This window comes from Neobacillus sp. BP17 (assembly GCF_059579525.1).
Genome location: NZ_CM184198.1, coordinates 232501 through 244785 on the forward strand (window position 1 = coordinate 232501; position 12285 = coordinate 244785).

The following is a 12285-nucleotide window of genomic DNA, read 5'->3' on the forward strand; positions in this document are numbered from 1 at the left end:
GGATAAAAGCTACCCCGGGGATAACAGGCTTATCTCCCCCAAGAGTCCACATCGACGGGGAGGTTTGGCACCTCGATGTCGGCTCATCGCATCCTGGGGCTGTAGTCGGTCCCAAGGGTTGGGCTGTTCGCCCATTAAAGCGGTACGCGAGCTGGGTTCAGAACGTCGTGAGACAGTTCGGTCCCTATCCGTCGTGGGCGCAGGAAATTTGAGAGGAGCTGTCCTTAGTACGAGAGGACCGGGATGGACGCACCGCTGGTGTACCAGTTGTTCTGCCAAGAGCATCGCTGGGTAGCTATGTGCGGACGGGATAAGTGCTGAAAGCATCTAAGCATGAAGCCCCCCTCAAGATGAGATTTCCCATAGCGCAAGCTAGTAAGAACCCTGAAAGATGATCAGGTTGATAGGTCAGAGGTGGAAGCGTGGTAACATGTGGAGCTGACTGATACTAATCGTTCGAGGACTTAACCAATTTTAAGGTGATCTCTGAGTTTACAATCTTCTTCTGCATTATCTAGTTTTGAGGGAATGAAAAAAATTAATTTTCCTCTTGAAAAATATGAAAAAGACATTATAATAAAATAGTGTCGAATATATGGTCTGGCAATTATGGCGAGAAGGTCACACCCGTTCCCATACCGAACACGGAAGTTAAGCTTCTCAGCGCCGATGGTAGTTGGGACACGCGTCCCTGTGAGAGTAGGACGTTGCCAGGCTAAAATTACTTTAAAAACCATACATATTTATTTTCTTGAAGTGAGATAATATTATGGTGCAGTAATTTATATTTATCGTCGCGGGGTGGAGCAGTCTGGTAGCTCGTCGGGCTCATAACCCGAAGGTCGCAGGTTCAAATCCTGTCCCCGCAATAAGTTATTTTCAAGCATTGCTTGAAAAAACTCTGGTCCGGTAGTTCAGTTGGTTAGAATGCCTGCCTGTCACGCAGGAGGTCGCGGGTTCGAGTCCCGTCCGGACCGCCATTTATATTGTAAAATGAGTACGAAACAAAGTTTCGTCTTTTTTTATGCCTTTTTTTGCTCAATTGTAAAAAATCAGGTAAACTACATATGAAATAGGCACCTTAGGAGAAATCCTAAGGTTTTTTTGCAGATAAATAAGGTAAAATGAAGATATGTGCTACGATGTTAAAATAAAAAGGTGATCGAATGAAACAATATGAACGTATTACAACGGATTCTGAGGATACTTCTCAGTTTGCCGAAAGATTGGCTGGACTCTTAAAACCGGGAGATGTCATTGCACTGGAAGGTGATTTAGGTGCAGGAAAAACAACTTTCACAAAGGGGTTGGCTAAAGGCTTAGAAATTAAGAAAACCGTTAATAGCCCGACATTTACCATTATTAAAGAATATAAAGGAAACCTGCCATTATATCATATGGATGTCTACCGGGTGGCAGATGCATTTGAAGACCTGGGGTTTGATGAGTACTTCGAAGGAGATGGAGTAACGGTAGTAGAATGGGCACATTTAATTGAGGAGCAGCTTCCCGAGGAAAGACTGACCATCTACTTGTATCGTGAAGAAGGGGATCAAAGAAGAATGGTTTTCGCCCCGAGAGGAAAAAGATATGAGCAATTATGTAAGGAGATTTTTTCATGACGATATTAGCGATTGATACTTCTAACTATGCCTTAGGAGTAGCGCTTATTGAAGAGAATCAAGTACTTGGAGAATATATAACCAATTTAAAAAAGAACCATTCTGTTCGGATTATGCCTGCTATTCAAACACTGATGAAGGATTGTGAGCGGGTGCCTGCAGATTTAACGAAGATTGTCGTAGCCAAGGGACCAGGCTCTTATACAGGAGTTAGAATTGGGGTAACCATTGCTAAAACGTTAGCATGGACCCTAAACATTCCACTTGTCGGTATTTCCAGCCTTGAAATTCTAGCATCAGGTGTTAGCCGTTATTTTGATGGCTATGTTTCGCCTCTCTTTGATGCTAGAAGGGGACAAGTGTATACGGGATTATACCAAAATCATGGCAGTGAATTCTTAACAGTTAAAGAGGATCGCTTGGTCATGTTAGCCGATTGGGCAGAGTCTCTAAAAGGAGCCGGTAAATCTATATTATTTATCGGAAATGATTTATTACTCCATCAAGCAACAATCGCTGACCATTTGGAATCACAGGCCGTTTTTGCAGCGATCACAGAACATAATCCTCGTCCATCAGAGCTCGCCCTTCTTGGCAAGGATAAACCTGGAGAGGACATACATTCTTTTGTCCCAAATTATATTCGTTTAGCTGAGGCTGAAGCGAAATGGTTAGAAGCGAAAGGAAAAATATGAAATGGATAGGAATAGAGAGTTATGGTAGATTCATTTGTTTTTCGTAATATGAGGGAAGAGGATATTGATCAGATCTTGGAAGTAGAGCATGCATCTTTTACGACCCCATGGAGTCGTGAAGCTTTCTATAATGAATTGCACAATAATCGATTTGCTGTTTATATCGTTTTAGAAGAAAATAATAAAATTCTTGGATACTGCGGAGCGTGGATTGTCATTGACGAGGCCCATGTGACGAATGTAGCAATCTTGCCTGAATATAGGGGCCGGAAGCTGGGGGAAGCTATATTGCAAAAAATGATGTCAGTAGCCCGGGAGATGGGAGCAAAGACCATGACACTTGAAGTACGTGTGACCAATCATGTGGCACAGTCTCTTTATCGAAAGCTAGGCTTTCAAAATGGAGGAATCCGTAAAAATTATTATTCAGATAATCAGGAAGATGGTTTAGTGATGTGGGTAAATTTATGATAAAAGATCAATGGATTATGGGAATTGAAACAAGTTGTGATGAAACGGCTGTCGCAATCATTAAAAACGGCCGTGAGATTGTGGCAAATGTTGTGGCATCTCAAATTGAAAGTCATAAACGTTTTGGTGGTGTTGTGCCAGAGATTGCTTCCCGCCACCATGTTGAACAAATCACTATTGTTACCGAGGAAGCCTTAAAGCAAGCTAATATTTTGTTTGCTGAGATTGATGCGATTGCTGTCACAGAGGGCCCTGGACTGGTCGGTGCCCTTTTAATTGGGGTAAATGCCGCGAAAGCATTAGCTTTTGCTGAGAACAAACCACTCGTTCCTGTTCACCATATTGCCGGCCATATTTATGCAAATCGGCTGGTAACCGAAATGAAATTCCCGCTCCTCGCTCTTGTCGTTTCTGGCGGGCATACAGAACTGGTGTATATGAAGGAACATGGCCATTTTGAAGTGATTGGGGAAACTAGAGATGATGCTGCAGGGGAAGCCTACGATAAGGTAGCCCGCACATTAAATATGCCGTACCCTGGCGGCCCTCATATTGACCGCCTGGCTCAGTCTGGAAATCCGACGATTAACTTACCTCGGGCATGGCTGGAGGAAGGCTCCTATGATTTTAGTTTTAGTGGTTTAAAATCCGCAGTTATTAATACGGTCCATAATGCGGAGCAACGCGGTGAGGTGATTGCCCCTGAAGACCTAGCTGCAAGTTTTCAAGAAAGCGTCATTGAAGTTTTAGTCACAAAAACAGAAAGAGCGGTCACAGAATACGGCGTAGAGCAAGTATTGGTAGCGGGCGGGGTTGCAGCGAATAAAGGACTTAGACAGGCGTTAGAGAAGGTTTTTTCAAAGAAACCTGGGATTGAATTAGTCATCCCGCCATTATCACTATGTACAGATAATGCAGCAATGATCGCTGCTGCTGGAAGTGTGATGTTTGAAAAGGGAATTCGAGCAAATTTGACGTTAAACGCCAATCCTGGATTAGATATTGAATTATATAATTAGAAACTCTTCTGGATAAGAAGAGTTTTTTTGTTGATAAGAATTTTTGAACTTCCATCAAAATAATCTTAAATGTGGATAAGTGGATTGTTTTCTGTGTATAATGTGGATAAGTGGGGTAATTATTGTGGATATTGTGGAAAACTAAAAAAATCATTGGGAATACTCTGTTTACAATGTGAATAAGCTTGTGGAAAAGTGAATAATTTTTTAAAAAAGTGTTTATATCGAATGTTGTCGATATATGTCTTATTAAAAAGAAAAAACCGAGCACTGCTCGGTTTTTACTCTGCCAATTCCGCCCATGCTTCCATTAGTTGCTCGAGTTCAGCCTTGGCTTTTTCATTTTTTAGGTTGATTTCTAATACTCTTTCATGATTTTGAAAGATATCTGGATCACATAACTGCTGTTCGAATTCCTGAATTTGCTCTTCCAGTTCTTCAATTCTTTGTTCCACTTCTTCTAATTTTCGTTTTCGCTGACGCTCTTGTTTCTTGCTTTCCTTATCCTGTTGATAAGTATTTTTCTCAAATGCTTCCATTTGCGCAGACCCTTTTTGAAGATCCGCCAGCGCCAGGGCAGCAAGCTCCTCCTGCTCCAATTTCTTCTCTACATAATAATCATAATCCCCTAAATACTCTGTACTGCCATGGCGGCTCAGTTCCAAGACCTTTGTGGCAATTCGGTTAATAAAATACCTGTCATGGGAGACAAAAAGAATTGTGCCAGGGTAATCGATTAATGCATTCTCAAGAACTTCCTTGCTATCTAAATCCAAATGGTTGGTGGGCTCATCTAAAATTAGAACATTGGCTTTTTCCAACATCAGCTTAGCTAAAGCAAGTCGAGCTTTCTCCCCGCCGCTTAAAGTGGAGACAATTTTTAAGACATCATCACCGGAAAATAAGAAATTACCAAGAACCGTTCGAATCTCTTTTTCGTTTTTTAACGGGTAATCATCCCAGAGTTCATTCAAAACACGCTTATTGGAAGTTAATTCAGCCTGTTCCTGATCGTAATATCCGATGGAAAGGTTTGTTCCATAGAGAATGGTTCCGTCTAGGGCAGGAAGCTTTTTAATAATTGTTTTTAATAAGGTTGATTTACCAATTCCATTTGGGCCAACTAAGGCAATGCTTTCTCCTTTATAGGCACGAAAAGAAATGGCTTCTGAGACCTTTTCGCCCTGATAACCGACAGCAAGGGAATCGACCGTTAACACGTCATTGCCGCTTTGTTTTTCAATTTCAAACGAGAAGTTTGCCGATTTTTCATCTCCTAAGGGGCGGTCCATCAGTTCCATCTTCTCTAACTTTTTGCGGCGGCTTTGGGCTCGTTTGGTCGTTGATGCACGTGCCAAATTCCGGTTGATAAAATCCTGAAGATCTGCCACCTCTTGCTGTTGCTTTTCAAAAAGCTTTAAATCACGCTCATAATTGGCCGCTTTTTGATCTAGGTAGGAACTATAGTTGCCTGTGAATCGTTGGATTTGCTTACGGGACACTTCATATACCTGCGTAACCACCTTATCTAAAAAATAGCGGTCATGGGAAACAATCAAAATGGCCCCGTGATAACTTTGTAAATATTGCTCCAGCCAGGACAGGGTATCAATATCAAGATGGTTGGTCGGCTCGTCCAATATTAAGATATCGGGCTTAGTTAATAGCAGTTTACCAAGGGCAAGACGCGTTTTCTGTCCGCCGCTTAAACTTGATATCATCAAGGATTTATCAGGGAAATTTAACCCATGGAGTACAGAACGGAGCTCTGCCTCGTATTGATATCCACCCTGCTCCTTAAATTTCACTTGAAGATGGTCGTACTCTTTTAGGATTCTCTCGTATCTTCCAGTATCATCAAATACATTAGGATCGGCCATTTGCTCTTCAAGGGCCCGAAGTGACTTTTCCATTAAACGCAGCGGTTCAAATACAGTCAACATCTCGTCCCATATCGACAAAGTGGACTCTAAACCAGTATTTTGGGCTAAATAGCCAATCATTACTTCTTTTGGTTTGATGATTTCACCGCCATCATGTGACAAGTGGCCAGCAATAATCTTCAATAATGTTGATTTTCCTGCCCCGTTGCGACCAACTAGAGCCACACGGTCTCGAGTTTGTAATTCTAATTTAATATTCGATAAAATTAGGTCAGCACCATAATATTTTTGTAGTTGATTAACCTGTAACAAAATCATTCTTTTTCACCTCTATTACATAGGTTTAGTGTACCTTATTCCCCGTATATCGGCAATAAACTGAGGCGCAGATTAGGTGGATGAAGGTGTTAAATCGGCAAAAACCTTGAATTTCGTTCAAAGTTTCACAGACAGATAAGGAAAAATAGTGTATGATTTGAAGGGAGGATTATTTATATGGCAGAATTAACGCATTTTAATGAAGAAGGCCGAGCAAAAATGGTCGATGTCAGTGATAAGCCAGAAACAGCACGGACGGCACTTGCTCATTCCAGTATTACAGTTAGGAAAGAAATTTACGATAGAATTACGAATCACGCGATAAAAAAAGGTGATGTCTTAGCAGTGGCACAGGTAGCTGCGGTCATGGCAGCAAAGAAGACGTGGGATTTGATTCCGATGTGTCATCCGATTCCCTTAACGGGGGTTAATATATCTTTTTCCTGGGAGCAGGACACAGAAGAGAATTATCGCTTAAATATATCGGCAGCCGTTAAAACCAAGGGGAATACAGGTGTAGAAATGGAAGCGTTAACAGCTGCGTCAGCATGCGCTTTAACGGTTTATGATATGTGTAAAGCAGTTGATAAAGGTATGGTGATTGGCCCTACATATCTTGTCGAAAAAACAGGCGGTAAAAATGGTGATTTTAAGAGAAACGAAAAAGTTAAATGATTTTTAACTAAATTATCCATGGGGTGTGGGAGATTATGAGTAATGAAACAATGAAAATACCACAGGCGACAGCCAAACGGCTGCCCCTTTATTACCGATTTCTTAAAAACCTGCATTCTTCCGGTAAGCAAAGGGTTTCATCAGCCGAACTAAGTGAAGCCGTAAAGGTCGACTCAGCCACGATTCGCCGCGATTTTTCTTATTTCGGAGCATTAGGAAAAAAAGGTTATGGGTATAATGTCAATTATTTGATTTCCTTCTTTCGTAAAACCTTGGACCAGGATGAATTAACAAAGGTTGCTTTAATAGGGGTAGGAAATCTGGGCACGGCATTTTTAAACTATAATTTTTTAAAGAATAATAACACGAAAATAGAATGTGCCTTTGATGTGGATCCAGAAAAAATGGGAACAAAAATTCGCGAGGTCCCGGTTTATCATATGGATGAATTGGAGAAGGTTTTATCTGAGGGAGGTATATCCGTTGCGATATTAACGGTTCCAGCCCCAGTTGCACAGATGATTACTGATCGACTTGTGAGTGCAAATATAAAGGGAATATTAAACTTTACGCCAGCACGCTTAAATGTTCCCCCGCAAATTAGAGTCCATCATATTGACTTAGCAGTGGAACTGCAATCGCTTGTTTATTTTTTAAAGCATTATCCGACGGTGGAATTAGAGGAAGAAGAATAGTAATTTAGTTAAGAGCTTTTCACAATATTTGTGGAGAGCTCTTTTGTATGCTTGCTTTTTTTAATTACATAATCTATCAAAATACTGAGGGCTGGACTAAGATGTAGGTAGTTTATTTGCAAGCGATTACTATCGGGATTATAGATCACACATTCCCTAGAGTGACATCTAGGGTTTTTGCAATTGGAGGGGATGAAGTTGGCGATCGTGCTGACTATGTTTGTACTTGGGGTATTATTAGGATTTGTCGGAGCAGGAGGTTCTGGCTTTATTATTGCCATTTTAACAGTGGGTTTTGGAGTTCCCATCCATGTAGCGTTAGGGACATCTTTAGCTGCCATGGTGTTTACTACCTTGTCAGGTGCGTACAGTCATTTTCGACAAGGAAATATTTCGATTAAAACGGGTCTAATTGTCGGAGGCTTTGGGTCGATTGCTTCCTTTATTGGTTCAAAGCTTGCTGGTTTGATTCCCATCCATTCCTTGCATTGGTTAACCGCAGGGATGTTGTTTCTATCAGCTATGATCTTGGTCGTACGATTGTTTATCGTTCAAAAAATTAAGGCAAACTATAAAAAAGACGAACCGAGCAACCTTCTTCTCATTAAGAAAGCAGCGCTAGTCGGTTTGGTTACCGGGTTGTTGTCTGGGACATTTGGGATTGGTGCTGCACCGTTCATTCAAATCGGACTGCTTTTAATCTTGGGACTTACGCTTAAACAATCTGTGGGTACAACCATGCTTGTTATTCTGCCCATCGCTTTAGCAGGGGGAGCTGGCTATTATTTTCAAGGATACTTGAACTTCCCATTGTTATTTGAAGTGGTGGCAGGAACCATGATTGGTTCTTATGTCGGGGCTAAGTTTACGGACTTTGCACCTCAGCCCGTTTTAAAAAGTGCGATGGTCCTGACCCCTATTTTAGCAGGAGCTATATTACTGATAAGCTAAAGAAAGCTTCCAAGGCTGCAAAGTTCTGTCATAGCAAGCTTTGCAGCTTTTTTGCGTTTACTTTACTTACCTGAATGATTACATTGTCATCAAGGGGTGCATCAAGATGGTGCCTGACACCCGGTACAGCTGGAGGGAAATATGAGAAGGGGCAGATGGAGTTTAAAATCAGTGATTATTGTCTTCGTTTGTGTAGTGGTTACTTTTTCGCTGTTGATAACGGATTTACTTATAAGTTCCAGAATTGCTTCAGAGACGGAAAAGAATCAGGCGGAGCAAGCAAGAAGTGTAGCTCGCATGGTTGCACATAGTCCGCTTGTGATTGAGGCGATGAGTGGGAAACGCGATGAAAAGGACATTCAAAGCTATGCAAATGAAATGAGGAAAGTTACAAATGTTTACTTTATTGTCGTGATGGATATGAATGCCATTCGAAAATCCCACCCCGACAGTAAAAAAATAGGGTTGCCATTCAGGGGTGGAGATGAAGGGCCTGTTTTAAAAGGAAGAGAGCATGCGTCAATATCAAAGGGATCGCTGGGACCTTCATTACGCTCTTTTACACCCATTAAGGACGAAAAAGGGAAACAAATCGGGGCAGTGGCCGTTGGGATTTCGCTGGATAATGTGGAAAAGGCCGTCAAAAAGAGCCGAACTGGGATCTATATTGGAACCCTGATCGGCCTATTAATCGGTGTTCTTGGGGCTGTTATTTTAGCTAGATATATCAAAAAAATCTTACTTGGGCTTGAGCCGTTTGCGATCGCAAAATTATTAGAAGAAAGAAGCGCTATGCTTCAATCCGTCAGAGAAGGAATAGTCGCGGTTGATCAAGAGTCAAAGATAACACTTGTCAACCGAGCTGCTTTAAAGATGTTTCACAAGGCAGGACTGCCGGATAATCCGAAGGGGGTAAATATAGAAAGGTATTTGTCTACCACGCGCTTAAAAGATCTCTTACAAACGGGTAAAGCTGAATTGGATGAAGAACAGAATTTAAATGGAATGACTATTTTAACTAATCGAGTCCCTGTTATTGTTGGGAATAAGGTCGTAGGGGCCATTGCAACTTTTCGCGATAAAACAGAAATACAAGTACTCGCCGAAGAACTGACTGGAGTGAGAACTTACGCCGATGCACTTCGAGCCCAGGCACATGAATATATGAATAAGCTTCATGTTATTTTAGGGATGGTCCATACAGGGTATTATGAAAAAGTTGTTGAATACATCAATGAAACGGTTAATCATCGCAATAACGAAATTGGCTTTGTGACCAAAAAAATAAAGGACCCTGTATTAGCAGGCTTTTTAATTGGAAAGTTAAGTTATGCAAGGGAATCGGGGACAGAGTTATCAGTTTTGTGTGAACAACCAATTCCTCAACCCGAGGATTCTGATATAACACATGAACTGATTACGATTTTAGGTAATTTAATTGATAATGCGATTATGGCTGTGAGCGGTTGTCCACTCAAAAAAGTAACAGTTTCCCTTGATTATGCAGATGATATTTTAACAATTGAAGTAAAAGATACCGGAAAAGGGATGAGTGAAGAAATACAAAACCAAATTTTCAACAAAGGGTTCTCCACAAAAGGTGAAAATAGAGGATTAGGATTGTATCTCGTTTCGCAGGCGGTTAAAAAGTTGGACGGGGATTTAATTCTATCATCAAAGCCTGAAAAAGGGACCGTTTTCGCCGTGTATATACCATATGATGGGGAGGGGGACAGAAATGATCCGAGTGATGATCGTTGATGACGATCCAATGGTGGCTGAATTCAATAAACGCTATCTTGAGCAGGTCCCCGGATTTAAATTGATGGCAATGGCTGCATCTGTAGATGAGGCGATTATGAAATTGGAAAAGCTAGAAATCGATCTTATCTTGCTTGATATATTTATGCCGGGGAAACTAGGTTTAGAGCTGTTAACCTACCTCCGCGAAAATGAGAAAGAGACCGATGTAATTATTATTTCAGCAGCGTCAGACATGGAGCGGATTAAAAAGGCTTTGAGGTACGGAGCTGTAGATTATTTAATTAAACCTTTTGAATTTGACCGATTTAGCAGAGCGTTAGTTGACTATAAGAACCAAACAAAGATTATTCAGACACAACATGTAATTAATCAAGACGTGCTGGACCAGCAGATCCTGCACCGAGAGGAAAAGTCTCTTATCGAAGACCTCCCGAAAGGACTGACAAAAGACACCTTAAAACAAATTTGGGAAGCCATTCAGGAATTAAAAAATGCTCCGTTTTCAACAGAGGACGTTGTAAAGGTGGTCGGCATTTCTCGGGTATCGGTCCGTAAGTATTTAAACTTTTTAAAGGAAATCGGAATTCTTGATGTGAAGGTAATTTACGGTACTGTCGGCAGACCTGTATACCAGCATGAATATAATCAAATGAAAGAACATCTAATCAAAGCCTTTTTGTAAGCAGCCGAAAACTGCTTACTTTTTTTATTTACAAAAATCTTATTAAATTTACATAAACTATGAAAGCGTTTCAATCAAGAATATGATATAGACATAAATTTCATAGGGGGATGAATTTATGGAACCAGTTAGAAAATTGCAACCGCTTACGGTTGTTTCAGGGGAAAAGGAAGAAAAGAAAGGTTTTTTAGGTAAAATTGGCAGTATGAAGATAGGGGTTATTCCACTGCCGCTTTATATCGTTATCGCAGCTGTTGTCTACTTTTCAGCTGTCTATAAATTGCTTCCAGCTGACATGATTGGCGGATTTGCCATCATTATTGTTATGGGTATTTTACTTGGTGACCTTGGTATGAAGATTCCGGTCTTGAAGGATATTGGGGGTCCGGCAATTCTAGCACTGTTGGTCCCATCTATATTAGTCTATTTTAGTGTGATTAACACAACTGGAATGAATGCGGTTACGCAATTAATGAAAACATCAAATTTCCTTTATCTATATATCTCTGTTTTAGTAGTCGGAAGTATTCTTGGGATGAATCGCAGAGTCTTAATTCAAGGTTTCACACGAATGTTTATCCCGCTTATTTTAGGGACCATTGCTTCAGTTATCGTAGGGGTCCTTGTTGGTTTGCTTTTTGGATATGATATGAAACACACACTTTTCTATATTGTTGTACCAATAATCGGTGGCGGCATCGGAGAAGGAATTTTGCCTCTTTCATTAGGCTATGCAGAGGTTCTCGGAAAATCTTCAGAAACATTTGTTGGTCAGTTGATCCCCGCCGCTGTAATTGGGAATATTGTCGCTATCGTTTGTGCTGGTATTTTGTCTCGCATAGGTGAGAAAAAGAAACACCTTACGGGTAATGGTGTATTAGTGAAAACAAAAGGCGGCGACGGAATCACAGAAGCCGCAACGATTGATAAGCCGGTTGATTTCCCACTTATGGGTGCAGGATTGTTAATAGCATGCAGTTTCTTTATCTTAGGTGGACTTGGAAATAAATTTCTTGGAATTCCTGGACCAGTGTTAATGATTATTGCAGCAGCAGTAGTAAAAAGTATTAAGATAATGCCAGCTAAAATGGAACAAGGTGCGTATCACTTATATAAATTTGTATCATCAAGTTTAACATGGCCATTAATGGTTGGTTTAGGGATGCTTTATATTCCGCTTAAGGATGTAGTTAAGATCGTAACACCTGGATATGCGGTTGTTTGTGCTTCTGTTGTAGTCGCAATGATTACTACGGGTTACTTTGTAGGAAAATTGATGAAGATGTATCCTGTTGACTCAGCAATTGTTACAGGCTGTCATAGTGGTTTAGGAGGTACGGGGGATGTCGCGATTCTTTCGGCATCTAATCGGATGTCATTAATGCCATTTGCCCAAGTTTCCACAAGAATTGGCGGCGCCTCAACCGTTATATTGGCTATTCTTTTACTGAAATTATTAAGTTAGTAATTCCTCAAAAGGGCTGTGGCTATCTGTCACGGCTCGACTTTT

The 12285-nt window shown here is 40.9% G+C and carries 11 protein-coding genes, 2 tRNA genes and 2 rRNA genes (1 of these 15 only partly in view); 14 read left to right on the forward strand and 1 reads right to left on the reverse strand.

Annotated features, from left to right (window positions below; translation table 11 throughout):
- The 8 genes from AC4QJR_RS01260 to tsaD form a co-directional block, all read left to right on the forward strand.
- Positions 1–472 (forward strand): 23S ribosomal RNA (locus tag AC4QJR_RS01260); it begins 2465 nt to the left of the window's first position.
- A gap of 127 nt (positions 473–599) precedes the next feature.
- Positions 600–716: ribosomal RNA gene (gene rrf / locus AC4QJR_RS01265) — 5S ribosomal RNA — on the forward strand.
- Between the two features lie 79 nt (positions 717–795).
- Positions 796–869: transfer RNA gene (locus tag AC4QJR_RS01270), tRNA-Met, on the forward strand.
- Between the two features lie 34 nt (positions 870–903).
- Positions 904–980: transfer RNA gene (locus AC4QJR_RS01275), tRNA-Asp, on the forward strand.
- Positions 981–1166: 186 nt separating this feature from the next.
- Positions 1167–1622 carry a tRNA (adenosine(37)-N6)-threonylcarbamoyltransferase complex ATPase subunit type 1 TsaE gene (tsaE, locus tag AC4QJR_RS01280; protein ID WP_496525018.1) on the forward strand — a complete coding sequence of 152 codons (456 nt, stop codon included), beginning with the start codon at positions 1167–1169 and terminating at the stop codon, positions 1620–1622.
- Positions 1619–2317 carry a tRNA (adenosine(37)-N6)-threonylcarbamoyltransferase complex dimerization subunit type 1 TsaB gene (tsaB, locus tag AC4QJR_RS01285; protein WP_098575115.1) on the forward strand — a complete coding sequence of 233 codons (699 nt, stop codon included), beginning with the start codon at positions 1619–1621 and terminating at the stop codon, positions 2315–2317. The genes tsaE and tsaB overlap by 4 nt, the downstream gene beginning before the upstream one ends.
- A 21-nt stretch (positions 2318–2338) precedes the next feature.
- Positions 2339–2788, forward strand: a complete 450-nt coding sequence (gene rimI / locus AC4QJR_RS01290; protein ID WP_098575114.1) for a ribosomal protein S18-alanine N-acetyltransferase — start codon at positions 2339–2341, stop codon at positions 2786–2788.
- Complete coding sequence (tsaD, locus tag AC4QJR_RS01295) at positions 2785–3807, forward strand: tRNA (adenosine(37)-N6)-threonylcarbamoyltransferase complex transferase subunit TsaD (RefSeq protein ID WP_496525019.1); 1023 nt, start codon at positions 2785–2787, stop codon at positions 3805–3807. The genes rimI and tsaD overlap by 4 nt, the downstream gene beginning before the upstream one ends.
- Positions 3808–4088: 281 nt before the next feature.
- Here tsaD and AC4QJR_RS01300 read toward each other — a convergent pair whose 3' ends face one another.
- A complete protein-coding gene (locus AC4QJR_RS01300) occupies positions 4089–6008 on the reverse strand; it encodes an ABC transporter ATP-binding protein (RefSeq protein ID WP_496525020.1) in 1920 nt (639 codons plus the stop codon).
- A gap of 177 nt (positions 6009–6185) precedes the next feature.
- Here AC4QJR_RS01300 and moaC point away from each other — a divergent pair, with 177 nt between their 5' ends.
- The 6 genes from moaC to AC4QJR_RS01330 all read left to right on the forward strand — a co-directional run bounded on the left by moaC (position 6186) and on the right by AC4QJR_RS01330 (position 12240).
- Complete coding sequence (gene moaC, locus AC4QJR_RS01305; protein WP_098575111.1) at positions 6186–6683, forward strand: cyclic pyranopterin monophosphate synthase MoaC; 498 nt, start codon at positions 6186–6188, stop codon at positions 6681–6683.
- A gap of 35 nt (positions 6684–6718) precedes the next feature.
- Positions 6719–7378, forward strand: a complete 660-nt coding sequence (locus AC4QJR_RS01310) for a redox-sensing transcriptional repressor Rex (protein ID WP_098575110.1) — start codon at positions 6719–6721, stop codon at positions 7376–7378.
- A 198-nt stretch (positions 7379–7576) separates the two neighbouring features.
- A complete protein-coding gene (locus tag AC4QJR_RS01315) occupies positions 7577–8329 on the forward strand; it encodes a sulfite exporter TauE/SafE family protein (protein WP_496525021.1) in 753 nt (250 codons plus the stop codon).
- A gap of 141 nt (positions 8330–8470) precedes the next feature.
- Positions 8471–10090 carry a DcuS/MalK family sensor histidine kinase gene (dcuS, locus tag AC4QJR_RS01320; RefSeq protein ID WP_496525022.1) on the forward strand — a complete coding sequence of 540 codons (1620 nt, stop codon included), beginning with the start codon at positions 8471–8473 and terminating at the stop codon, positions 10088–10090.
- Positions 10068–10775, forward strand: a complete 708-nt coding sequence (locus tag AC4QJR_RS01325) for a response regulator (protein ID WP_496525023.1) — start codon at positions 10068–10070, stop codon at positions 10773–10775. The genes dcuS and AC4QJR_RS01325 overlap by 23 nt, the downstream gene beginning before the upstream one ends.
- Before the next feature lie 118 nt (positions 10776–10893).
- Positions 10894–12240, forward strand: coding sequence for a 2-hydroxycarboxylate transporter family protein (locus AC4QJR_RS01330; protein ID WP_098575107.1), 1347 nt, complete (start codon positions 10894–10896; stop codon positions 12238–12240).
- Positions 12241–12285: the final 45 nt, after the last annotated feature.

Bases quoted from the DNA above. Each gene is read 5' to 3' on its own strand.
- rimI (WP_098575114.1), top strand. From the start codon at position 2,339: ATGGTAGATTCATTTGTTTTTCGTAATATGAGGGAAGAGGATATTGAT.
- AC4QJR_RS01330 (WP_098575107.1), top strand. From the start codon at position 10,894: ATGGAACCAGTTAGAAAATTGCAACCGCTTACGGTTGTTTCAGGGGAA.
- AC4QJR_RS01310 (WP_098575110.1), top strand. From the start codon at position 6,719: ATGAGTAATGAAACAATGAAAATACCACAGGCGACAGCCAAACGGCTG.
- tsaE (WP_496525018.1), top strand. From the start codon at position 1,167: ATGAAACAATATGAACGTATTACAACGGATTCTGAGGATACTTCTCAG.
- tsaD (WP_496525019.1), top strand. From the start codon at position 2,785: ATGATAAAAGATCAATGGATTATGGGAATTGAAACAAGTTGTGATGAA.
- moaC (WP_098575111.1), top strand. From the start codon at position 6,186: ATGGCAGAATTAACGCATTTTAATGAAGAAGGCCGAGCAAAAATGGTC.
- tsaB (WP_098575115.1), top strand. From the start codon at position 1,619: ATGACGATATTAGCGATTGATACTTCTAACTATGCCTTAGGAGTAGCG.
- AC4QJR_RS01300 (WP_496525020.1), bottom strand. From the start codon at position 6,008: ATGATTTTGTTACAGGTTAATCAACTACAAAAATATTATGGTGCTGAC.
- AC4QJR_RS01325 (WP_496525023.1), top strand. From the start codon at position 10,068: ATGATCCGAGTGATGATCGTTGATGACGATCCAATGGTGGCTGAATTC.
- dcuS (WP_496525022.1), top strand. From the start codon at position 8,471: ATGAGAAGGGGCAGATGGAGTTTAAAATCAGTGATTATTGTCTTCGTT.